Source organism: Enterobacter sp. FW301-JW81 (assembly GCF_058788735.1).
The window spans coordinates 370,629-392,624 of record NZ_JBYTBA010000001.1; the positions used below are offsets into that span (position 1 = coordinate 370,629).

The following is a 21,996-nucleotide window of genomic DNA, read 5'->3' on the forward strand; positions in this document are numbered from 1 at the left end:
GACTATGGATATACTCTTCTATCACCCCACGTTTGATACGGCTTACTGGATCAAGGCGCTTACGGCGGCGCTACCCGGCGCACACGTTCGCGAGTGGAAGCGCGGTGATAACGAACACGCTGACTACGCGCTGGTCTGGCATCCGCCGGTAGAAATGCTGCAGGGTCGTAAGCTGAAGGCCGTTTTTGCCCTGGGAGCCGGCGTGGATTCCATTCTGAGCAAGCTGAAGGCCCACCCTGAAATGTTGCCGGAAGAGATTCCCCTGTTCCGCCTGGAAGATACTGGTATGGGCCAGCAAATGCAGGAATATGCCGTGAGCCAGGTACTGCACTGGTTCCGCCGCTTTGATGATTATCAGGCCTTTAAGCAGCAGGCCCACTGGGAGCCGCTGCCGGATTACCAGCGCGATGAGTTTACCATCGGCATTCTCGGCGCCGGCGTGCTGGGCTCAAAAGTGGCTGAAGCCCTCGCCCCGTGGGGTTTCCCGCTGCGCTGCTGGAGCCGCAGCCGCAAAGATTATCCGGGCGTGGAGAGCTTTGCCGGAACGGATGAACTCCCGGCCTTTCTGAACGGCACGCGCGTGCTCATCAACCTGCTGCCAAACACGGCGGAAACGGTGGGGATCATCAATGAAGCCCTGCTCGGCCAGTTAGCCGATGAGAGCTACCTGATGAACCTGGCGCGCGGGGTGCATCTGGTCGAGGCCGATCTGCTGAAGGCGCTGGACAGCGGAAAGCTAAAAGGTGCCATGCTGGATGTCTACAGCCGCGAGCCGCTGCCGGCGGAAAGCCCGCTGTGGGCACATCCGCGCGTGGCAATGACCCCGCACGTGGCCGCCGTGACGCGTCCGGCAGAAGCGGTGGCGTATATATCGCATACCATCAGCGAAATGGAAAAGGGCAACGCGGTCACCGGCCAGGTCGACAGACAGCGCGGATACTGAGAGAAACCCGGCGTTCGCCGGGTTTTTGCTAATATTCGCCGCTGATAACTGCTATCCTTTGGAAAAACCGCAGAGGAGAGAAAGATGTATCCCGTTGACCTGCATATGCACACCGTCGCCAGTACCCACGCGTATAGCAACCTTCATGATTATATCGCCCAGGCGAAGCTTAAAGGCATCAAGCTTTTTGCGATCACCGATCATGGCCCGGACATGGCGGATGCGCCGCACTACTGGCATTTTGTGAATATGCGGATCTGGCCACGTCTGGTGGACGGCATTGGGATACTGCGCGGCATTGAGGCGAACATCAAAAATACCGACGGTGAGATCGACTGCACCGGCCCGATGCTGACCTCCCTTGACCTGATTCTTGCCGGCTTTCACGAGCCAGTCTTTGCGCCCCAGGATAAAGAGACCAACACCGCGGCGATGATTGCCGCCATTGCCAGCGGCAACGTACATATTATTAGTCATCCCGGTAACCCGAAGTACCCGATTGATATTCAGGCTGTGGCGCAGGCGGCTGCGAAGCACCGCGTGGCGCTGGAGATTAACAACTCCTCCTTTGTTCACTCGCGTAAGGGCAGTGAAGCCAACTGCCGCGAAGTGGCCGCCGCCGTACGCGATGCGGGCGGCATGGTGGCGCTGGGCTCAGATTCCCACACCGCGTTCACGCTGGGTGATTTCAGCGAGTGTCTGAAAGTACTGAATGACGTTAACTTCCCGGAAGCCCAAATCCTGAACGTGACTCCGCGCCGCATGCTCGATTTCCTCGAGTCGCGCGGAATGGAACCGATTGCCGAATTTGCCGATCTTTAATTGTGTAATGGAATAAAAAAATGAATGAGTTCTCCATCCTTTGTCGCGTGCTGGGTACGCTCTATTATCGCCAGCCGCAAGACCCGCTGCTGGTGCCGCTCTTTACGTTAATTCGTGAAGGTAAGCTGGCGCAGAACTGGCCGCTGGAGCAGGATGATTTACTGGAGCGTCTGCAAAAAAGCTGCGACATGCAGCAGATTGCGACGGATTACAATGCGCTGTTCGTCGGTGATGAGTGCCGCGTTTCGCCATACCGTTCTGCCTGGCAGGAAGGGGCAACGGAAGCGGAAGTCCGCGCTTTCCTCTCCACCCGCGGTATGCCGCTGACCGATACGCCTGCGGACCATATCGGTACGCTGCTGCTGGCCGCATCCTGGATTGAAGACAACGCCGGGGATGATGAGAACGAAGCCATCGAAACCCTGTTCGAAACGTACCTGCTGCCGTGGGTCGGGACATTCCTGGGTAAGGTCGAAGCGCATGCTACCTCGCCATTCTGGAGAACGCTGGCTCCGCTGACCCGCGACGCGATCGCGGCTATGTGGGATGAGCTGGAAGAAGAGAACGAAGAGTGATTTAGATCACATAAATTCTGCAACGTCTCATTTTGATTTGCACGTAATGTGCGAATGATCTCATTTCCATGGTGCGCTTCTGCTAAGATGCGCACCATGAACATATTACTTTGTATCGCATTAACGACGGGCATTCTCTCCGGGCTGTGGGGCTGGGTGGCCGTGTCTCTCGGATTGCTCAGCTGGGCCGGGTTCCTCGGCTGTACGGCCTACTTCGCCTGTCCGCAGGGCGGCGTCAAAGGGCTGTTTATCTCAGGCTGCACGCTGATGAGCGGTGTTATCTGGGCGCTGGTTATCATGAAAGGCAGCGCGCTGGCACCGCATCTGGAGATGCTGGGGTATATCATGACGGGCGTCGTCGCCTTCCTGATGTGCATTCAGGCTAAGCATCTGCTGCTTTCGTTTGTGCCGGGCACCTTTATGGGAGCGTGCGCGACCTTTGCAGGGCAGGGTGACTGGAAGCTGGTTGTCCCTTCACTGGTGCTGGGGCTGCTGTTTGGCTATGCCATGAAAAACAGCGGTCTTTGGCTGGCGTCGCGGCGGGAAAAAGCGCAAAACATCACTGCGGTGAGTGAATAAAAAAAGGCGAGATAGGTATCTCGCCTTTTTTATACGCCTCCTGTCAGGATTCCGGAGGTACTGACATATCGCGGTATTTCACCAGTATCGGGTTCTGCACGTCTGCTTTGTTTTGCAGATCCCACAGCCCGCGATCGATACCGTCGTTGATTAAGAAGATCACGCCGGTTTCAATGGCTGACATCAGACACATCATGACCGGTTCGTTAGAGGTGTAGCCGATTTCACCCTCCAGCAAACGCTGGTAATCGATGAAGCGGAACACCCCGGCCTGCACTTCATAAGACAGTATGGTTTTGCTGGTATTCACCGAAGAGAGCACTTCGCCCGTACTGACGTTGACCACACGCAGGTTTACGGCGATTTGGTCGAGCTGATACTGGGTATCTGCGCCGATACCGAAGTAACGTGCACCCGCACCGCCCGATTTAACGTTACTTTCGTAACCAATAATCGATCCTTCAATCATCACGTTTGCCGCCGCCAGCGATTGCAGAGGCGTCCGGTTATTGTCCGCGACGGTGCCATTTTCCTGTGCGGCACGGATAATTTTCCGTTCATTCAGCAGGTTCTGTAGCCCCTGACGTTCCAGAGGAATAAACCAGTGTGAATCCTTGAGCGCGGTAACCAGCATGGCGGTGGCGCTTTGCGGCACTGCCGTGGAGAAGTTACTTGCCGGATAAGGCTTGAACTGCCCGGTTTCATCCTGAATGTTGTACACGGAGACAAATATTTTCCCCGTAGGGGAAGGTAAATGCGATAAATCACGATAACTCTGGGCCCGAGGCATTAATGTTGGTTTTGCAGCTTCTTTAGGTGGAGCAGTTAAACAACCGCTCAATAAGCACACTGCAACAAATATCAGGAAGCGCTGCATGATCGTTGTCCTTATTTTGTGGTTGTTTAGAAGTCAGTTGAGTTAGTTTGCAGGCCGGAAACCTGAATGGTGGAGGTTTTTCCGGTTTTACGATCGGTAACGTTCAACTGGAGCTGTCCGTCCCTGTTAGCGATGTCGACAATAAAGTCATTCGTCACCATTCGGCCGGGTTTGCCGGTATTAATGTTGGTCAGCAAACCGCCCAAAATCTGCGACTGGATAGCCTGAGTGAAGTTATCCAGCGCGGAGGGGGTATCCACGCCAAGATCCTTAAAGCTGGGATCTTTATAGGAGTTTTGCGCCTGAGCTTCATTCAGCAGGAACGCGCCGTTGTTAGGGTTACCACCAAAGTTGGGGTTACGGAACTGAAACGTCATATTCCCGGCCCAACTTATAGGGGTTATCAGCATTATCGAAACAACTGCATATGCAATACGCATGACAGCCTCCGGATATTGGTTCGCTAGAACTCGTCTTTTGCTAAATCGCGGGTGCTTAATAGGGCTTTATCTATTTGCAGGCGATTAATAGCGTCTTCTGATTGTGCCAGCGCTAAGGCTACGTTTTTATCGAAGTCTATTTTCGTGGGGAATAAAAACGTTTGATATATAACGAACTGGTTAGCCGTTATTGTTATCCAACTTCCCCATCGTGCACTGGGCCGCTCGTTGATTGTTATATTTCCGGTATAGGTACTGTCCCATTTATCACTGAAAGCACGGTAAAAATTGTGCCCGACCGATGAGACAGTATGGTCTGTTAACAATCCAGGAACTTCGACCTCGACGGCCTGCAGGTTCCCGGCAGCGAGCAGAAAGCCCGCTGCGGCAATCCAACTCAAGGTGCGCTTCATATGATTAACGCCTGAGGTTATCGTTTGCCCATGAAACCGCCTGAGTTCGGTTTTTAACAGCTATCTTCTTGAAAAGATTATAAAGGTGAGTCTTTACCGTATTTTCGCTGATAAATAACGAACGGGCGATTTCAATATTTGAAGCACCAATGCGCAATTTGTTCAGGATCTCTTTCTCGCGGTGCGTGAGCAGCGCTGACTCTGAACTGTTGTAGCGATAGTTTCCGGAGTGCGTGATGAGATAGCTGGCAAGCTTTTGCGAAAAATAACACTCTCCGCGCAATATACCTTGCAGGCCATCTACCACCCGATTTTCTTCTTCAGTGACGTAGAAAACGCCATTGATATGCGGCCAGCTTTCAATATCTCTGAACGGGTACTCGTCAGGCGTGTTCAATAATAGCACGCGGATATTATTGTTTTTCCTGCTTAAAGTATCCTGCCAGTAATGGATAAGCTTTTTATCAGCTTCCATCATATCGAAAAGAATGATGCTGCCAGGTGCAATATCATCAAAAGAACGTTGAATATTATGCAATTTCCCGTTCAGTGATAAATTTTGCTTTAAATGTTGTAATAAAGCGGTCGCTTGCAAAGAAGGTTTTGTGATCAACAGTAATGTATGACCATGTAAACTATGGACTTCATTATACATGATGAAACCCCACTTTTTTTTGGCACCTGGCAGCCGTCCTCCTGTTTAAAAGAGGACCCCAGAAATACTGACAGATGATGCACTGCTGTGTGTAGAAACTAACCATAACCTCCACAGGGAGGTAAATATAAAACCAATTTCGTACATCTAATTTCAATCTAGCTTTTACGAAGTTTAAAGCAAGTGTTAAACATGTAACCAAATGTAATAATCAATATTAACTTGTAAAATGACGTCGTGTTGAATGGCGGGATTTGATAAAAAAGTTGTACACATAAATATAGATGCACAGATTTTAAAAATCATACAAATATTTTTATTTGATTGATTCTTAACATTATTTGATATTTTTTAATCACATTAATCAAGTATGAGTTACTGATTATTTCTAAGTCCTCTAATGAGCGAGGCTTGAGCTTAAGAAAACAGGTCTCGTGTCACGTGATGAGAAAAAATGTTCTGGTGCCGTTACGTTTAAACAACGCGGGAAGAAGCGTGGACAGCCTTTCCCCTGTTGTACAACCCGCTTTCAGGAAATGCGTTATAAAAAAATAAGCTGGCCTGATTAAAGTGATTTTTTCTGAAAATTACGACTTTGTGGTGACCTGATAAATAAAAATAAGCCGCGTGGGTGAGATATTTAAAATGTTTCAGCCGACATACTCTTCACCGTAACGACGCGTTAACAAAATACAAGTCGTTCTAACATGAAGCCATAGCTATACGGTGATGGAAATTTAAAATAGCCAGGTCCAGGGTGACAACATGAAAAACACATCGTTATTTATGATGTTTACATTACTGGGGGTGCCTGGGTTTGTAGCCGCAGCGAATACAGATTTGGCTAACGCTGAATATAACTTTGCGGTTAATGAATTAAGCCGTTTGTCATTAAATCAGGCAGCCATTATTGGTCAGCAGGGCGTATTAAATGATGCGCAGGTTCGCCAGGGCGGTTCAAAATTACTGTCCATCGTTTCCCAGGATGGGTCAGGTAACAGAGCGCGAGTTGATCAATCAGGGACTTATAATTTTGCGTATATCTCTCAGAGCGGCTTCGCCAATGATGCTGATATTACGCAAGACGGATTTGGAAATAGTGCGAAAATTATCCAGAAAGGGTCGGGTAATAGAGCAAGCATCACGCAGTACGGTACACAGAAAACCGCAGTTGTAGTGCAAAAACAGTCGCAAATGGCCATTCGCGTTATTCAACGTTAGTTATTCGCGGCGACTTAAATCAATCCGATGGGGGTTTTACCATGAAATTTATCAAAGTGGCAGCTCTTGCAGCAATCGTAGTTTCTGGTAGTGCTATGGCCGGTCTTATTGATCAAGGTGGCTGGGGCCATGGACACGGTCACGGTCATGGCGGCTATGGCCCAAATTCAACCCTGAATATTTACCAGAGCGGTGGCGGTAACTCAGCTGTCGCCTTGCAAACTAATGCCAGAAATTCAACTCTGTCTATTAGCCAGAGTGGTGGCGGTAATGGCGCGGATGTTGGACAAGGTTCCGATGACAGCACCATTTCTCTGACCCAGAATGGTTTTGCCAACAGCGCAACACTTGACCAGTGGAACAGTCACGACTCCACTATGAATGTGAGCCAGTACGGTGGATTTAACGGTGCACTTGTTGACCAGACTGCCTCTAATTCTACTGTCAACGTTACCCAGATTGGTTTAGGTAACCACGCATCAGCTTATCAGTATTAATACTGAAATCTGTGCTACAAAAAAACAGGGCATGCGCCCTGTTTTTTTTCGGGAGTTCATCATGAATACCTTAATTCTCCTTGCTGCGCTTTCCAGTCAGATAACCTTTAAAACATCCCAGCAGGAAAATATGACCACCATTATTCCGCAGGTGATGCTGACGGAATCATGTGATTGTCAGGTCCAGATTGTCTCAGTGCGGGAAGGGCAGGGGGGACAAAGTTCTTCCCGACAGCAAAACACACTTTTTATCCCCGCTAATCAGACGATTGATTTGATGAGGTTGAGTTTAAATATTCACGCAGGCGACACGGTAAAAATCGTTGTCACCGTTTCTGATGGTAAATCGCTTCATCTATCACAGCAGTGGTCGCCAGCGGAGCGCTCGCTATAATCATTCACTAAATCAATGAGTTGAGAATGTGGCGGGGCTGTGCCGTTGAGCTATGCTGATATCAGGGAGCAAGTCATTATGTTCCTTAACGTGACACTTCGTTTGTCATAATGAAGCGCGTTTACCCCTCAAGGACGATTTTCATTGAGGAGTACCTGTAATGAATAACTCTTTCGCTCAACTCGCGGCGGGTCTGGGCCTGATCGTTTCTGCTTTTAGTTTCCCTGCATATTCAGCCACCTTTGCTGAGGGCGGTGTGATTCATTTTCGCGGGGCAATTGTCGCCGACCCCTGTGAAGTCACACCGCAACAGCGACAATTTGCCATGTCATGCCCTGAAAATAACCGTATGCAAACGCGTATGGTCAGTTATGAAGAGGCGCTTAACGGCAAGGCGTCCGATTCGAACCTGGCGACGCTGAGCATGAAATACCTTAATCCTGAAAAAACGCTCGCGGTTGTCGAAATCCAGTATCGCTAATGCTCTCTCTTCCGTCCCTGGGCGGAAGAGGATTTTTTCTGATAGTTTTTTCTCCCTGACGCCACTGCGATACACTTACAAAAAAGGCGGGTTGCAGAGGGGCTTTATGAAACCGCAAATTGAAGTTATCCATGGTGATATTACGACAATGCACGTCGACGTCATCGTCAATGCGGCCAATCCATCCCTGATGGGAGGGGGCGGAGTGGACGGGGCTATTCACCGGGCGGCTGGCCCGCAGCTGCTGGAAGCCTGTAAAACCGTACGGCAACAACAGGGCGAATGTCCTCCCGGTCATGCGGTGATTACGCTTGCGGGTGACCTGCCTGCCAGAGCGGTCATTCACGCCGTAGGCCCCGTATGGCACGGCGGCGATCGGCACGAAGCGAGTATTCTGGAAGAGGCTTACCGAAACTGTCTGCGGCTTGCCGCCGACAACGGTTACAAAACCATGGCGTTCCCGGCCATCAGCACCGGCGTGTATGGCTACCCAAAAGCGGCCGCTGCAACGATTGCCGTCGAAACCGTTTACCGCTATCTGTCGTTAAAACCGATGCCGGAGAAAGTTATCTTTGTCTGTTTTGATGAAGAAACCACGCACCTTTATCAACGGCTGCTGACCCAGCGCGGGCAGGAACTGGACACCTGAAGCAAACGCGGCGCACTTTGTGCGCCGCGTTGTTTATGAGGCTTTCGCCTGTGGTTTTCCTGAAAAGAGGAAACGCAGGAGCGGGATCCGCAGATGGATTTCGTAGAGCAGGATTGCAATCCCCACCACAAACACCAGGCCGGTAAAGAAGCCCAGCGTGTTGGAGGCGATATGCGGGGTAATGTAAGCCCCAAAGAACAGCGTCAACGGGTGATGCACCAGATAGATAAACAGCGATGCGTTAACGAAGTAGGTCACGCGGCTGGACTTGAAGTTCAGCAAACGGTGGCCCAGCGCGAATACCACATTCACCATCCACAAGCCCAGCAGCATGGTGATCACGCTTTCCGTTTCATACATCCAGGCGTCGCCGCTGCCGTAGCGCTGGTTCAGCAGATAGGCCGCGAAGGCGAGAGTAGCCCCCAGCGCGCACCACGGTGACGGGGTGGTAAACAGCGATTTAAGCTTCGGATGAATAAAGGCCAGCGCGCCGATTAAAAAGAACGGAATGTAGAACAGCGACTGCATGACCACGAAATTAAATAACCCATCGCTCAAAATCGGCGGATAGACGATAAACAGGGTTCGTCTCACGGCGGCATAGGCGATCCCGAGCAGCAAAAAGAGCACCGTCAGTTTGCCCATCGTGATGTTGGCGAAGAAGGAGTCGGCTTTATGACTCAAATGGAGGCGCAGGCGGCTGAAAATCAACATGCTGACCGTTGTGAGCACCACCAGGACCAGCAGGAACCACAGGTGAGACACCAGCTCCCAGACCAGCGTATTGTACTTTTCGTAAAGTGACAGATTTGGCCAGTTCTCCGCCTTGCCCTTGACGTATTGCAACATAATGAACTGCGGCAGCGTCAGCAGCGGAATGGCGGTCAGCATGGGGATCCCCACGCGCTCCACGCGCACCTTCCACCAGCGTTTGAGCGGATAGCGCAGAAACAGCATGTAAGAGAAATAGCCGGATATGACAAAAAACACCTGCATACGGAAGGCGTGAATAAAGTCATTAAACAGCGTCAGCCACCAGGAGGGCATCTGACTATTAACATGCCAGGTGTGGCTGGAGTAAATCAGTGAGATGTGAAACGGGATGCCCAATAGCATCAGCCATGCCCGGATCGAGTCGAGGAAATATTCACGTTCTGTTGGTGATGTGCTCATATAACTTTGTGCATTCTCAGACTTTTCGTCTTATCCCTAAGACTCATAATGGTTACATTCGAAGGCAACCCTACACCAAGACCGACACCCTGTCTCCAGGATAAGCACGCAAAGTGAATAGCGGGTTCTTTCATTTGCTTATTCCATGAGCCAGCAGCTGAACAAAGCAGTGATAATGTTGTCGGATTGCCTGAGTTTCCATTAAAATGGATCGGATCGATATAAGCACACAAAGGGGGAAGTGCTTACTTATTATGAAACATAAACCACAGATGATGAAAATGCGTTGGTTAGGTGCTGCAGTAGTGTTATCACTGTATACCTCATCGGCACTGGCCTTTAACATCGACGATGTCGCAAAACAGGCAAAATCGATGGCAGGCAAGAGCTACGAAGCGCCGAAAAGTAACTTGCCCTCCGTTTTCCGCGACATGAAGTATGCGGACTATCAGCAGATCCAGTTCAATCACGACAAAGCATACTGGAGCAATATTAAGACCCCGTTCAAGCTTGAATTTTATCATCAGGGTATGTACTTCGACACGCCTGTTGCCATCAATGAAGTGACGGCGACAGCGGTACGTAAGATCAAATACAGCCCGGATTACTTCAATTTCGGCAATGTGCAACACGACAAAGATACGGTGAAAGACCTGGGCTTCGCAGGCTTCAAGGTGCTTTACCCGATCAACAGCAAAGATAAAAACGACGAAATCGTCAGCATGCTCGGTGCAAGCTATTTCCGCGTGATTGGCGCGGGACAGGTGTACGGGCTTTCTGCGCGCGGACTGGCCATTGATACCGCGCTGCCATCAGGTGAAGAGTTCCCACGTTTTCGCGAGTTCTGGATTGAACGTCCAAAACCAACGGACAAACGTCTGACCATTTATGCGCTGCTGGATTCCCCGCGTGCAACCGGCGCCTATCGCTTTGTGATTATGCCGGGTCGCGACACGGTAGTTGACGTGCAGTCCAAGGTTTACCTGCGTGATAAAGTGGGCAAACTGGGCGTTGCGCCGCTGACCAGTATGTTCCTGTTTGGGCCGAACCAGCCGTCGCCGGCAACCAACTTCCGCCCGGAACTGCACGACTCCAACGGTCTGTCTATTCATGCCGGTAACGGCGAGTGGATCTGGCGTCCGCTGAATAACCCTAAACATCTGGCCGTTAGCAGCTACGCGATGGAAAACCCACAAGGTTTCGGCCTGCTGCAGCGTGGTCGTCAGTTCTCCCGCTTTGAAGATTTGGACGACCGCTATGACCAGCGTCCAAGCGCCTGGGTCACGCCAAACGGTGACTGGGGTAAAGGTAAGGTTGAGCTGGTTGAAATTCCAACCAACGACGAAACCAACGATAACATCGTCGCTTACTGGACGCCGGATCAGCTGCCGGAAGCCGGTAAAGAGATGAACTTCAAGTACACCATTACCTTCAGCCGCGACGAAGATAAGCTGCATGCGCCGGATAACGCGTATGTTATGCAGACTCGCCGCTCAACGGGTGATGTGAAGCAGTCTAATCTTATCCGTCAGCCTGACGGTACCGTGGCCTTTGTCGTGGACTTCGCAGGCCAGGATATGAAGAAACTGTCGCCGGATACTGCGGTTACCGCTCAGGCCAGCATCGGTGATAACGGTGAAATCGTTGAGAACGCCGTGCGTTACAACCCGGTCACCAAAGGCTGGCGCCTGACCCTGCGCGTGAAAGTGAAAGATCCGAAACAGACGACTGAAATGCGTGCTGCGCTGGTCAGTAACGATCAGCCGCTGAGTGAAACCTGGAGCTACCAGCTACCTGCCAATGAATAATACATCTGAATATATTGATGCCATGCCGCTGACGGATATTGAGAAAGCGGCGCTGCCTAAGAGCGACATCCGCGCGGTTCACACCGCGCTGGATGGTGAACATCGTCAGTTTTCCCGTGATGATGATACGCCGCTCGGGTCAGTAAAGGCGCGTCTGGAGCAGGCATGGCCAGACTCGCTGGCAGAAGGGCAGTTGATTAAAGACGACGAAGGACGCGATCAGCTTCAGGCGATGCCGAAGGCCACGCGCTCCTCGATGTTCCCCGATCCATGGCGCACCAACCCGGTTGGTCGCTTCTGGGATCGCCTGCGCGGGCGCGATGTGACGCCGCGCTATCTGTCACGCCTGACGAAAGAAGAGCAGGCGTCCGAACAGAAATGGCGTACCGTGGGGACCATCCGTCGCTACATCCTGCTGCTTCTGACGCTGGCGCAGACGGTCGTCGCGACCTGGTACATGAAAACCATCCTGCCTTACCAGGGCTGGGCGTTTATCAACCCAACGGACATGATGGGCCAGGATCTCTGGGTCTCCTTCATGCAGCTGCTGCCGTATATTCTGCAGAGCGGCATCCTCCTGCTGTTCGCTGTCCTCTTCTGCTGGGTATCGGCCGGTTTCTGGACCGCGCTGATGGGCTTCCTGCAGCTGCTGATGGGGCGTGACAAATACAGCATTTCAGCGTCGACGGTCGGGGATGAACCCCTCAATCCTGAGCACCGTACCGCGCTGATTATGCCTATCTGTAACGAAGACGTTGACCGCGTGTTTGCGGGCCTGCGCGCGACCTGGGAGTCCGTCAAGGCCACCGGCAACGCGGAGCATTTCGACGTTTACATCCTGAGCGACAGCTACAACCCGGATATCTGCGTGGCAGAACAAAAAGCGTGGATGGAGCTGATTGCAGAAGTGCAGGGCGAAGGGCAGATCTTCTACCGTCGTCGCCGCCGTCGTGTGAAGCGTAAAAGCGGTAACATCGATGACTTCTGTCGTCGCTGGGGTAACCAGTACAGCTATATGGTAGTGCTGGATGCTGACTCCGTCATGAGCGGTGACTGCCTGAGCGGTCTGGTGCGTCTGATGGAAGCCAACCCGAATGCGGGCATCATTCAGTCTTCGCCAAAAGCGTCCGGTATGGACACGCTGTATGCGCGCTGCCAGCAGTTCGCCACTCGCGTTTACGGGCCGCTGTTTACGGCGGGTCTGCACTTCTGGCAGCTGGGGGAATCGCACTACTGGGGTCACAACGCCATTATCCGCGTGAAGCCGTTCATCGAACACTGTGCGCTGGCGCCGCTGCCGGGTGAGGGTTCGTTTGCCGGCTCTATTCTGTCGCATGACTTCGTGGAAGCGGCGCTGATGCGTCGTGCTGGCTGGGGCGTCTGGATTGCTTACGACCTGCCGGGATCGTACGAAGAGCTGCCGCCGAACCTGCTGGACGAGCTCAAGCGCGACCGCCGCTGGTGCCATGGTAACCTGATGAACTTCCGCCTGTTCCTGGTAAAAGGGATGCACCCGGTTCACCGCGCGGTGTTCCTGACGGGCGTGATGTCGTATCTCTCCGCACCGCTGTGGTTTATGTTCCTCGCGCTCTCGACCGCGCTGCAGGTCGTCCATGCCCTGACGGAGCCGCAATACTTCCTGCAGCCGCGCCAGCTGTTCCCGGTGTGGCCGCAGTGGCGCCCGGAGCTGGCGATTGCGCTGTTTGCTTCCACCATGGTGCTGCTGTTCCTGCCTAAGCTGCTCAGCATCATTCTGATCTGGTGCAAAGGCTCGAAAGAGTACGGCGGTTTCTTCCGCGTGACCCTTTCACTGCTGCTTGAAGTGCTCTTCTCCGTGCTGCTGGCACCGGTGCGTATGCTGTTCCACACCGTGTTTGTGGTCAGCGCGTTCCTGGGCTGGGAAGTGGTCTGGAACTCACCGCAGCGTGATGACGACTCCACGCCGTGGAGTGAAGCCTTCATGCGCCACGGTTCTCAGCTGCTGCTGGGTCTGGTGTGGGCGGCCGGGATGGCCTGGCTGGATCTGCGCTTCCTGTTCTGGCTGGCGCCGATTGTTTTCTCGCTGATCCTGTCGCCGTTTGTGTCTGTCATCTCCAGCCGTTCAACGGTAGGGCTGCGCACGAAACGCTGGAAGCTGTTCCTGATCCCGGAAGAGTACTCCCCGCCGCAGGTGCTGGTGGATACCGACACCTATCTTGAGCAGAACCGCAATCGCTCGCTGGATGACGGTTTTATGCACGCCGTGTTTAACCCGTCATTCAACGCCCTGGCAACGGCAATGGCGACGGCGCGTCACCGTGCCAGCCACGTGCTGGAGATTGCCCGCGATCGTCACGTTGAGCAAGCGCTGAACGAGACCCCGGAAAAACTCAACCGCGACCGTCGTCTGGTGCTGTTGAGCGACCCGGTCACGATGGCGCGACTTCACTATCGGGTGTGGTCTGCTCCGGAGAGATACTCTTCGTGGGTAAACTACTATAAAGAACTGAAGCTGAACCCGCTGGCGTTGAAGGCGAAGTAAGTTGTTAAGCAGGGTGGGTAAGCAAAGCGCTACCCGCCAAATAAAATACCGGCTTAATCGCCGGTATTTTTTTAGAGGTTACTCATGAGAATAATCATCGTCGTCATGATGGCATGCCTGCTCAGCGGCTGCGGCAGTATCATCAGTCGCACCATTCCAGGGCAAGGCCACGGGAATCAGTACTACCCGGGCGTGAAATGGGATGTCCGCGATTCCGCATGGCGCTACCTGACCGTGCTCGATCTGCCGTTCTCGCTGATTTTCGACACGCTGCTGCTGCCCATCGATGCCAGCCACGGCCCGTACGAATAGCGTAAATTAACGCTCGTCCCATTCGTCGGCTGCGGTTTGACCTTCTTCCGTATCCAGCGGCGGCTCGAGCTGAAATTCGCCCTCATCCCACTCGTGTAGGGTATTTTCTTCCAGCCACTCCTGCCGTAGCTCGATTTCATCATAGTCGCCATCAAAGACGGCCTGCGCACCTTCACCGCTCAGGACCGGCAAACATTCTCCTTCTTCGCCGTCATCGGCAAAGAATTCGGCCTGCCACATAATATCCCCATCCTGCAGAACGTATTTTTGGATATTAAACTGCTGCACGTCAGCATTTTCTTCCTCAACGCCGGGGTTGTCGGCGAGGAACTCTTCGCGAGCGGCATCAATAGCTTCTTCCAGCGTGGCGTACATGGTCATCGGTGTCTCCCTGTTTTTCAGATGGTTTTAGGGAAAGAATAGCTGAATATCAGATTCTGCAAGTATGAATGCGAAAATAAGCCGTCAGGCGTTCGTCTTATTCCGTCACGGGCCGTAACGCGCGGGATAAACTGAACCACGAATAAATAGCATTGAACAACACGACGCCAGCCGTCACGATAAAGACGGCGCGGAAACCGAAGCTGGCGGAGATCCCAGCCCCGAGAAGCGGTCCGGTGACGTTACCGATATCGCGAAACGACTGGTTATAGCTGAAGATACGCCCGGCAATCTGGTTCGTGGAGTTGTAGACCAGCAGGGTCTGCACGGCGGGCAGTAACGCCCCGTCGGCTGCACCCAGCAAAAAGCGCAGAACGCCCAGTTGCCAGGGGGACTGCACCATCGACATGGGGATAAGCAGCAGCACGGAAATCACCAGCGCACAGATCAGGATCTTTTCCGGACCGACGCGATCGCCCAGCTTCCCTAGCCTCGGGGCGCTAATCAGCGCGGCCACGCCGGGCACGGAGGCAATCAGTCCGCTGATAAACGCAATATTGCTGACGTTGCCCGCCAGATCGCGAACGTACAGCGTCAGAATAGGGGCAATCGAACCGGTTGCGACCTGAATAATCAAAGTCGTCACGAACAGGCTCAGCACCAGTCGGGGGTTTTTAAGCGAGGCCAGCACGTCCCTGGCGTGGAGCATCTCTTTTTTGGCGACGGGCGTGAAGTTTTCACGAATGCAGAGCAGGGTGACGATAAAGCAGAGGAAAAGCACGCTGGCGGTGATAAAGAAGACCGGCCGCAGCCCGTAGCTATCCGCCAGTAATCCACCGGCCAGGGGGCCCAATAAGGCACCGCTCACGCCGCCGGTTGAGAGCGTCCCCAGCGCCCAGCCGCTCTTATGGCGAGGAATTTGCGTGGCGATTAAGGCGTTCGCATTGGGAATAAATCCCCCCAGCAGGCCCAGCAACGCGCGCAGGATCAGGAACTGCCAGACGTTCTGCGCCACGCCCATCAGCGCCATGATAATCGCCATCCCCAGCGCCGAGCGTAGCAGCATGATCTTTCGCCCCTTGCGGTCGGCAAGGCCGCCCCAGAAGGGCGAAGCAATCGCGGAAAAGAGAAACGTGATGCTGAACACCAGGCCGGACCACATATTGAGCGCACTGTGGCCCGTTACGCCCAGCTGTTCGACGTAGAGCGGCAGGAAAGGCATGACCAGGCTAAACGCCGCGCCGGTGAGGAAACAGCCAAGCCACGCAACCGTGAGGTTACGCTTCCAGTTTATGGGGGCATCTGAGGGTGACATAACAATCCGCATAATGAGGTGCAGAGCACCTGAGGCATAGAGTAATAAGCCTGCTAATTATGCGCCTGGGTTATGATTGCCGCAATGAGGAGGCGCTTTTAAAGCTAAAACAGCATGCGGCCCGAAGGACCGCATGCTGAAAATCAGTAGCGGGACGGCGTGCCTTTTGGGCGGGTTTTAAAGCGGCGGTGCAGCCACATATACTGCTCCGGCGCGCGCATGATGCACTTCTCGACAATGCCGTTCATCCAGCGCGCGGTGGTTTCTGCATCGTCAAGCGGCGGCGCGAGTTCCGGCTCCAGCATGATCAGCTCGTAGCCCGAACCATCCGGCTTACGGCGGGGAACAAAGGGCACGATGGCGGCTTTGGACATGCGCGCAAGCATCCTGGTGCCGGTCGTTGTGGCAGCCTCTTCAACGGCGAAGAAGGGGACAAATACGCTGGATTGCGGACCGTAGTCGTGGTCGGGGGCATACCAGACAACTTCACCGGATTTCAGCGCGCGGATCATGCCCTTCAGATCTTTACGGTCGATCATGCTTTTGTTGGAGCGCATGCGGCCGTTGGTCTGGATTAAGTCGATGACCGGGTTGTCGTTTGGACGATAAACGCCGATGCCCGGCGCCTGCATGCCAAACATACGCGCCCCGATTTCCAGCGTCAGAAAATGGACGCCGATCAGCAGAACCCCCGTCTGATTGGCCTGAAGCGTATGCACCGGCTCCATGCCGGTTCCCGTCACTTCGCTCCAGCGGGCCATGCGTTTGTCCGGCCAGAACCACGCCATGCCGGTTTCCATCAGCCCCATCCCGACGGATTCGAAATTCTTCGAGACCATGTCGTGACGTTCTGATTCGCTCATCTGCGGAAAACACAGTTCAAGGTTGCGGTACGCTATTCTGGCGCGGCGCTTCATAAAGAGTTGCGCGAAACGGCCCAGAGATTTGCCCAGCCGGAAAATAACGGGGTAGGGAAGCTGTACCAGTAGCCATAAAAAGCCAATGCCAAGCCAGGTCAACCAATAGCGGGGATGCAAAAGCGCAGCAGTAAATTTTGGTAACTGGGTCATGTCTTTCCTGTGTTCAAACGTCCTGTTTTGCTAGTGTCTCATTTTTTGAGACATAGCCAAAATATCTGCTTTCGAAACGTGCACGAATACAGCAATTGTTATGCCTGATTAATCAGGGTGTGTGAAATGTAGCGTAAATTGTGTGGATGTAAATTGGTTTTGTTTGCTATATGATGCCGACCGTTTTTTCATTCTCTCTAACGATTCCAGGACTGTACACCATGCCAGTGTTACACAACCGCGTATCGAATGAGATGTTAAGAGCGCGTATGTTGGCTGAAACCGAACCGCGCACCACCATCTCATTCTACAAATATTTCACTATCGACGATCCGCAGGCGACCCGCGATGCGCTTTATCAGGCATTCACGGCGCTTAACGTCTTCGGCCGCGTCTATCTTGCCCGCGAAGGCATTAACGCGCAGATTAGCGTACCGGAAAGCAAAGTGAGCGCCTTCCGCGACTGTCTTTATCAGTTCGACCCGGCGCTAAACGGCTTGCGCCTAAACATTGCGCTGGATGATGATGGGAAATCCTTCTGGGTGCTGCGCATGAAGGTGCGTGAGCGCATCGTGGCGGATGGCATTGACGACCCTGAGTTTAACCCGGCGGACGTCGGTGAATATCTGAAAGCTGCGGAAGTTAATGCGATGCTGGACGACCCGGATGCCGTGTTCATTGATATGCGTAACCACTACGAGTATGAAGTGGGGCACTTCGAGAACGCGATGGAAATCCCGGCCGACACCTTCCGCGAGCAACTGCCGAAAGCGGTTGAGATGATGCAGGAACATAAAGATAAAAAAATCGTTATGTACTGCACCGGCGGTATCCGTTGTGAGAAAGCCAGCGCGTGGATGAAGCACAACGGCTTTAATAAGGTCTGGCACATTGAAGGCGGCATTATTGAGTATGCCCGCCGCGCCCGCGAGCAGGGTTTACCGGTACGCTTTATCGGCAAAAACTTTGTCTTTGACGAGCGTATGGGGGAGCGTATTTCCGAAGACGTCATTGCCCAGTGCCACCAGTGTGGCGCGCCGTGCGATACCCATACCAACTGTAAAAACGACGGTTGTCATCTGCTGTTCATTCAGTGCCCGGCCTGTGCCGAGAAGTTTAACGGCTGCTGTAGCGAGCTGTGCAGTGAAGAGAGCATCCTGCCGGAAGAAGAGCAGCGTCGTCGTCGCGCGGGACGTGAAAACGGCAATAAGATTTTCAATAAATCACGCGGCCGTCTGAATACCAAACTGGGTATCCCCGACCCGGAATAATAATAACGCCCGGCATGGTGAATGCCTGCCGGGCGCAATGATTACTTCTGCTGAACCCCTTCGACCGAAATAACCAGCTCAACGTCCTGCGACGCCGGGCCTAAATCCGTTGTGATATTGAAATCTTTCAGGTGAATTTTACCTGCGGCTTCAAAACCTGCACGTTTCCCGCCCCAGGGATCGTCCCCCTGACCAATTAATTTAGCATCAAGGGTGACCGGTTTAGTTACGCCGTTAAGCGTCAGGTTTCCGGTAATATTGAGCTTATCACCGTCTTTCTTCACGTCCGTAGAGGTAAAGGTGGCCTGCGGGAATTTCGACACATTCAGGAATTCCGCGCTGCGCAAGTGCTTATCGCGTTCAGCATGGTTCGTGTCGACGCTGTTAGTATTAATAGTCACATTGACTTTATCGGCGGCAGGGTTTTTATCGTCAAAGCTGAACGTGCCGTCAAAATCTTTAAAGGTCCCGTATAGCCAGCTATAGCCCAGATGCTGAATACGGAAATTGACGAAAGCGTGCTGGCCCTCTTTATCAATTTTATAATCAGCCGCCACCGCGGAACCGGTGGTAAATAACAGAGAACCCAGTGCGATACCCAGCAGGTGTTTTTTCATTTTATACTCCAGAGTCAACGGACGAGCGGCCAAGCATGCGCTTTAGCGTATCGTCTTTATCAATAAAGTGGTGTTTGAGGGCGGCCAGCCCGTGCAGCACGGACAGGATCACGACGCTCCAGGCAAGCCAGAGGTGAACAACCCCGGCGGTGTCGGCCTGCACGCCCGCATCGCTGAGCGTTGCCGGGACGTCAAATAAACCAAAGACGCTAATCGGCTTACCGTCGGCCGTCGAGATGAGGTAGCCGCTAATCAGGATGGCGAAGAGCAGCGCATAGAGCGCGATATGCGCCGCAACGGCACTCAGGCGGGTCATTTTACCGTGGGTTTTCGGCGCGGCGGGCGGCGGGGAAATATGTCGCCAGACCACGCGAAAAACCAGCCCCAGCATCAGCAGGACACCGATGCTTTTATGTAACTCCGGCGCCTGGTGATACCAGCCATCGTAATAGCTGAGCGTGACCATCCAGAGCCCAAGTCCAAACATACCGTAGACGGCAATAGCAAATATCCAGTGCAAACTTATGGATATTATTCCGTAGCGCCGAGAGGAGTTACGCAATTGCATTAGAATGTCCATTTTCACATTAACCGAAGGGTAAAAATGAACGGGAAGGCGTGATATTGCAACTGAAATAAATGTATATTGATTTTTATTTTATTTATTTCAGTGCTTTTGAATAGGATCGATAAAGGTAATTCAATGTCTTCGTGCAAGATGAAATTGAGAGTTTCAATAAAGCTAAGTTAATGTCAATTATTGTCAATGTGGCTTTTCAATAAAATACAATGTAAACAAAATCAATAATCGCCAGCAGCGCCCACAATAAGAGATAGAGCATAAAATGCTCGCGAATATTATTCATCAGAAAGTTAACGATCCTGCGCATAACGCTCCGCAATAGCAGTGTGAATGAAACGGGCCCCGATGTCCGGAGCCCGTTTGAGATTATCCGTTAAAACGCGAGAGGGAGAAGGGCGCCAGATCAAACTGCGGCGTGATACCCTGGGCAAACTGCGCGGCGATTTCACCCAGCACGGAAGCAAACTTAAAGCCGTGGCCGCTAAGCCCGGTAATCAGCAGGGTGTTGTCATGTCCTGGCAGCGTATCAATGATAAAGTCTTCATCCGGCGTATTGTCATAGGTACAGGCCGCGCCATACAGTAAGCCACCGACGCCTGGAAGAATATTACGCAGGAACGAGAAGGCTTCTGAGCCATCCTGTGGGAAGGCGCCGAAGGGTTTACGCTCTTCAGGAGAGGAGATAACCTGGCCACCGTTGTGTTTACCGATTTTCAACGCGTCTTTCTCGGACGGGAAACCGTAGAACTGATCGCCATTCGGTAATTCCCCGGTGAAGGCCGGGAATTTATTCTGCGCGCTGTAACGACCGTCCGACTGGAACCAGGAGAAGACCTTGCGCACCGGCTGGATCGGCAGGTCCGGCAGCAGGCGCGTGACCCAGGTTCCTGCACTGACCAGCAGGCGGGACGCTGAGTATTCGCCGTCAAGGGTGGTCACCGTAACGCCATCAGCGTCATGCGTGATGGCATCCACCGGACAGTTGAACAGCTGCGCGCAGCCGGCGTTTGCGGCGAGGTCGATCCAGGTTTTGATCGCCGTTTCACAATGCAGCACGCCGGAGTTGGCTTCAAAGAGGCCAATATAATCGTCCGGGACGGTAATTTCAGGCCAGCGCGCCGTAATGCCCGCCGCGTCAAGCTTTTCAACCTCTAGATTAAAGGCAGTCGCGCTGCGTTCGACGCCGGCGAGAAATTCCGAATGAGCCGGGCCAAGATTGATAACCCCAGTACGGTCGAAAATACGCTCTTCGGTCTGTTTCGCCAGCTCGTCCCACAGCGTCTGGGCGCGAAGCACCAGCGGCACATAGCGCTCGCCTTCACCATACGCATGGCGTATGAGGCGGGTGTCGCCATGATGGCTACCCTCCGCATGGGGAGGACGATGGGCGTCAATCATCAGGACGTTCAGACCTGCCTGTGTCGCGTAATAACCTGCGGCGGAACCCACGGAGCCGCTACCAATAATGATTAAGTCGTATCTCATATGCGTCTCGTAAACTTACGTTTTGTTAGCAGAGTAATTAACAACGCGGGGTTAGACAAGGGAGAAATAAATAAGGCACCGCGAGGGTGCCTGTTGAGTGAAAAGTGGGCATACGGTTAGTGCCGCTTATACTCATTTTCCTGATAGTCGCCAGATTCTATTTTTGCAATACCTGCTTCTAAAATAGAAATAAACTGACGGGCGACGTCTGTTGTTAGCCACAGCGTCTGTCCAACTTCCGCTTCTTCACGGTTGAGTTGATTCGGGGTCTGGTAGTGCAAACGCAGCATCAGCGCATCGTAGCTATCTACGGTACTGATATCCCAGCCAACAAGTGGATGGGTCTGGATCACTTCACTATTCTTTTCCATTATAACCCCCTTAATGCGTGTTAGAAGACAACGGCTCTGAGGTTCAATGCATGTTTTTCTGAAAGCATCTTCAGTATATCAAGTAATAAGGGTTCCGAAGGGAAAAATAAACAGCTGGCAACACATTTTTCTGCTTTTTAGGATTGTTCGAGCAATAAAACACCATCTTGTTCACGATTCTTAAAGAAGATACCGAATTAATTTGAACTTCCAGAATGTTCAGACGAAAAAAAGCCGGGGCGACCCGGCAAAAAACACAATGAGGGAGCAGTGTTAATCAGTGATGAACCAGTCGTCTGCGCTTTCCCACGTTTCCTGCAGGATCTCGCTGATGCGATCTTTATCTTCTTTCGCAGCGCCAATGACGGACAGGTTGTTTGCCGCGGCGTAACGCACCGTTACGGCACCCGCGTTGTCGGGAAAAGTGTTGTTAATACGACGGGATAGTTCGCCTGCCAGGGCATCAAGCGCGCCGGCAGGCAGAACGGTAGTTTTGGCTATGGTGACTTCAATACGCATAAATGCCCCCTGTGTAATATACTG

The 21,996-nt window shown here is 52.7% G+C and carries 27 protein-coding genes; 13 read left to right on the forward strand and 14 right to left on the reverse strand.

The annotated features are described in order from the left end of the window. Positions 1-4 precede the first annotated feature (4 nt). The 4 genes from ghrA to AC3WOK_RS01715 all read left to right on the forward strand — a co-directional run bounded on the left by ghrA (position 5) and on the right by AC3WOK_RS01715 (position 2,919). The gene (gene ghrA / locus AC3WOK_RS01700; RefSeq protein ID WP_059311059.1) at positions 5-943 is read left to right on the forward strand and encodes a glyoxylate/hydroxypyruvate reductase GhrA; all 939 of its coding nucleotides are present in this window, start codon (positions 5-7) and stop codon (positions 941-943) included. Between the two features lie 84 nt (positions 944-1,027). Further along, positions 1,028-1,765: a phosphatase gene (locus AC3WOK_RS01705; RefSeq protein ID WP_059311058.1), complete on the forward strand. Its 738-nt coding sequence runs from the start codon at positions 1,028-1,030 to the stop codon at positions 1,763-1,765. A 20-nt stretch (positions 1,766-1,785) separates the two neighbouring features. Then, positions 1,786-2,340 (forward strand): TorD/DmsD family molecular chaperone, encoded by a 555-nt coding sequence (locus AC3WOK_RS01710; RefSeq protein ID WP_047349032.1) that lies wholly within the window; start codon positions 1,786-1,788, stop codon positions 2,338-2,340. 96 nt (positions 2,341-2,436) lie between these two features. Continuing rightward, the gene (locus AC3WOK_RS01715; RefSeq protein WP_492353823.1) at positions 2,437-2,919 is read left to right on the forward strand and encodes a DUF1097 domain-containing protein; all 483 of its coding nucleotides are present in this window, start codon (positions 2,437-2,439) and stop codon (positions 2,917-2,919) included. Positions 2,920-2,962: 43 nt separating this feature from the next. Here the strand turns inward: AC3WOK_RS01715 and csgG are convergent, their stop codons facing one another. The 4 genes from csgG to csgD are packed head-to-tail and all read right to left on the reverse strand — an operon-like array spanning position 2,963 to position 5,304. Next, positions 2,963-3,796, reverse strand: a complete 834-nt coding sequence (gene csgG / locus AC3WOK_RS01720) for a curli production assembly/transport protein CsgG (RefSeq protein WP_047349030.1) — start codon at positions 3,794-3,796, stop codon at positions 2,963-2,965. A 26-nt stretch (positions 3,797-3,822) separates the two neighbouring features. Continuing rightward, complete coding sequence (gene csgF / locus AC3WOK_RS01725; protein ID WP_047349029.1) at positions 3,823-4,236, reverse strand: curli production assembly/transport protein CsgF; 414 nt, start codon at positions 4,234-4,236, stop codon at positions 3,823-3,825. Between the two features lie 23 nt (positions 4,237-4,259). Then, positions 4,260-4,649, reverse strand: coding sequence for a curli production assembly/transport protein CsgE (gene csgE / locus AC3WOK_RS01730; RefSeq protein WP_047349028.1), 390 nt, complete (start codon positions 4,647-4,649; stop codon positions 4,260-4,262). Positions 4,650-4,653: 4 nt separating this feature from the next. Further along, a complete protein-coding gene (gene csgD / locus AC3WOK_RS01735) occupies positions 4,654-5,304 on the reverse strand; it encodes a biofilm master transcriptional regulator CsgD (RefSeq protein WP_047349027.1) in 651 nt (216 codons plus the stop codon). A gap of 765 nt (positions 5,305-6,069) precedes the next feature. On the opposite strand from csgD, the gene csgB reads away from it, so the two are divergent. The 5 genes from csgB to ymdB all read left to right on the forward strand — a co-directional run bounded on the left by csgB (position 6,070) and on the right by ymdB (position 8,546). After that, entirely contained in the window at positions 6,070-6,525 is a 456-nt protein-coding gene (csgB, locus tag AC3WOK_RS01740; protein WP_059311056.1) for a curli minor subunit CsgB, read from the forward strand. Positions 6,526-6,566: 41 nt separating this feature from the next. Then, on the forward strand, positions 6,567-7,022 hold the full coding sequence (csgA, locus tag AC3WOK_RS01745; RefSeq protein WP_025755853.1) for a curli major subunit CsgA: 456 nt from the start codon (positions 6,567-6,569) through the stop codon (positions 7,020-7,022). Between the two features lie 61 nt (positions 7,023-7,083). Beyond that, positions 7,084-7,416 (forward strand): curli assembly chaperone CsgC, encoded by a 333-nt coding sequence (gene csgC, locus AC3WOK_RS01750; protein ID WP_047349025.1) that lies wholly within the window; start codon positions 7,084-7,086, stop codon positions 7,414-7,416. 160 nt (positions 7,417-7,576) lie between these two features. After that, a complete protein-coding gene (locus AC3WOK_RS01755) occupies positions 7,577-7,897 on the forward strand; it encodes a YmdA family protein (RefSeq protein ID WP_059311055.1) in 321 nt (106 codons plus the stop codon). A gap of 106 nt (positions 7,898-8,003) precedes the next feature. Next, complete coding sequence (gene ymdB / locus AC3WOK_RS01760) at positions 8,004-8,546, forward strand: O-acetyl-ADP-ribose deacetylase (protein ID WP_045908290.1); 543 nt, start codon at positions 8,004-8,006, stop codon at positions 8,544-8,546. A 33-nt stretch (positions 8,547-8,579) separates the two neighbouring features. On the opposite strand, the gene mdoC is transcribed toward ymdB, so the two are convergent. Next, a complete protein-coding gene (gene mdoC, locus AC3WOK_RS01765) occupies positions 8,580-9,719 on the reverse strand; it encodes a glucans biosynthesis protein MdoC (protein ID WP_059311054.1) in 1,140 nt (379 codons plus the stop codon). Between the two features lie 254 nt (positions 9,720-9,973). Between mdoC and mdoG the strand changes: the two genes are divergently transcribed. From mdoG to AC3WOK_RS01780, 3 genes are all read left to right on the forward strand, one after another. Beyond that, complete coding sequence (gene mdoG, locus AC3WOK_RS01770) at positions 9,974-11,527, forward strand: glucans biosynthesis protein MdoG (protein WP_059311053.1); 1,554 nt, start codon at positions 9,974-9,976, stop codon at positions 11,525-11,527. Then, complete coding sequence (gene mdoH / locus AC3WOK_RS01775; RefSeq protein ID WP_047349022.1) at positions 11,520-14,048, forward strand: glucans biosynthesis glucosyltransferase MdoH; 2,529 nt, start codon at positions 11,520-11,522, stop codon at positions 14,046-14,048. The genes mdoG and mdoH overlap by 8 nt, the downstream gene beginning before the upstream one ends. Positions 14,049-14,132: 84 nt before the next feature. Next, complete coding sequence (locus tag AC3WOK_RS01780) at positions 14,133-14,360, forward strand: YceK/YidQ family lipoprotein (protein WP_047349021.1); 228 nt, start codon at positions 14,133-14,135, stop codon at positions 14,358-14,360. Positions 14,361-14,366: 6 nt separating this feature from the next. On the opposite strand, the gene AC3WOK_RS01785 is transcribed toward AC3WOK_RS01780, so the two are convergent. The 3 genes from AC3WOK_RS01785 to AC3WOK_RS01795 all read right to left on the reverse strand — a co-directional run bounded on the left by AC3WOK_RS01785 (position 14,367) and on the right by AC3WOK_RS01795 (position 17,126). Next, complete coding sequence (locus tag AC3WOK_RS01785; protein ID WP_492353824.1) at positions 14,367-14,741, reverse strand: MysB family protein; 375 nt, start codon at positions 14,739-14,741, stop codon at positions 14,367-14,369. Positions 14,742-14,838: 97 nt separating this feature from the next. Next, positions 14,839-16,056 carry a multidrug efflux MFS transporter MdtG gene (mdtG, locus tag AC3WOK_RS01790; RefSeq protein ID WP_264439142.1) on the reverse strand — a complete coding sequence of 406 codons (1,218 nt, stop codon included), beginning with the start codon at positions 16,054-16,056 and terminating at the stop codon, positions 14,839-14,841. Between the two features lie 143 nt (positions 16,057-16,199). After that, positions 16,200-17,126 (reverse strand): Kdo(2)-lipid IV(A) acyltransferase, encoded by a 927-nt coding sequence (locus AC3WOK_RS01795; protein ID WP_492353825.1) that lies wholly within the window; start codon positions 17,124-17,126, stop codon positions 16,200-16,202. 221 nt (positions 17,127-17,347) lie between these two features. Here AC3WOK_RS01795 and trhO point away from each other — a divergent pair, with 221 nt between their 5' ends. Next, complete coding sequence (gene trhO / locus AC3WOK_RS01800) at positions 17,348-18,397, forward strand: oxygen-dependent tRNA uridine(34) hydroxylase TrhO (protein WP_063431620.1); 1,050 nt, start codon at positions 17,348-17,350, stop codon at positions 18,395-18,397. A gap of 41 nt (positions 18,398-18,438) precedes the next feature. Here trhO and AC3WOK_RS01805 read toward each other — a convergent pair whose 3' ends face one another. The 6 genes from AC3WOK_RS01805 to dinI form a co-directional block, all read right to left on the reverse strand. Then, positions 18,439-19,014, reverse strand: coding sequence for a YceI family protein (locus tag AC3WOK_RS01805; protein ID WP_063431618.1), 576 nt, complete (start codon positions 19,012-19,014; stop codon positions 18,439-18,441). 1 nt (position 19,015) lies between these two features. Further along, positions 19,016-19,582: a cytochrome b gene (locus tag AC3WOK_RS01810; protein WP_492353826.1), complete on the reverse strand. Its 567-nt coding sequence runs from the start codon at positions 19,580-19,582 to the stop codon at positions 19,016-19,018. Between the two features lie 208 nt (positions 19,583-19,790). After that, the gene (locus tag AC3WOK_RS01815; protein ID WP_048339068.1) at positions 19,791-19,904 is read right to left on the reverse strand and encodes a DUF2770 family protein; all 114 of its coding nucleotides are present in this window, start codon (positions 19,902-19,904) and stop codon (positions 19,791-19,793) included. A gap of 59 nt (positions 19,905-19,963) precedes the next feature. Further along, positions 19,964-21,082, reverse strand: a complete 1,119-nt coding sequence (gene solA / locus AC3WOK_RS01820; protein WP_492353827.1) for an N-methyl-L-tryptophan oxidase — start codon at positions 21,080-21,082, stop codon at positions 19,964-19,966. 116 nt (positions 21,083-21,198) lie between these two features. Next, complete coding sequence (gene bssS / locus AC3WOK_RS01825; protein ID WP_008500827.1) at positions 21,199-21,453, reverse strand: biofilm formation regulator BssS; 255 nt, start codon at positions 21,451-21,453, stop codon at positions 21,199-21,201. Between the two features lie 273 nt (positions 21,454-21,726). Next, entirely contained in the window at positions 21,727-21,972 is a 246-nt protein-coding gene (gene dinI / locus AC3WOK_RS01830; protein WP_008500826.1) for a DNA damage-inducible protein I, read from the reverse strand. Positions 21,973-21,996 lie beyond the last annotated feature (24 nt).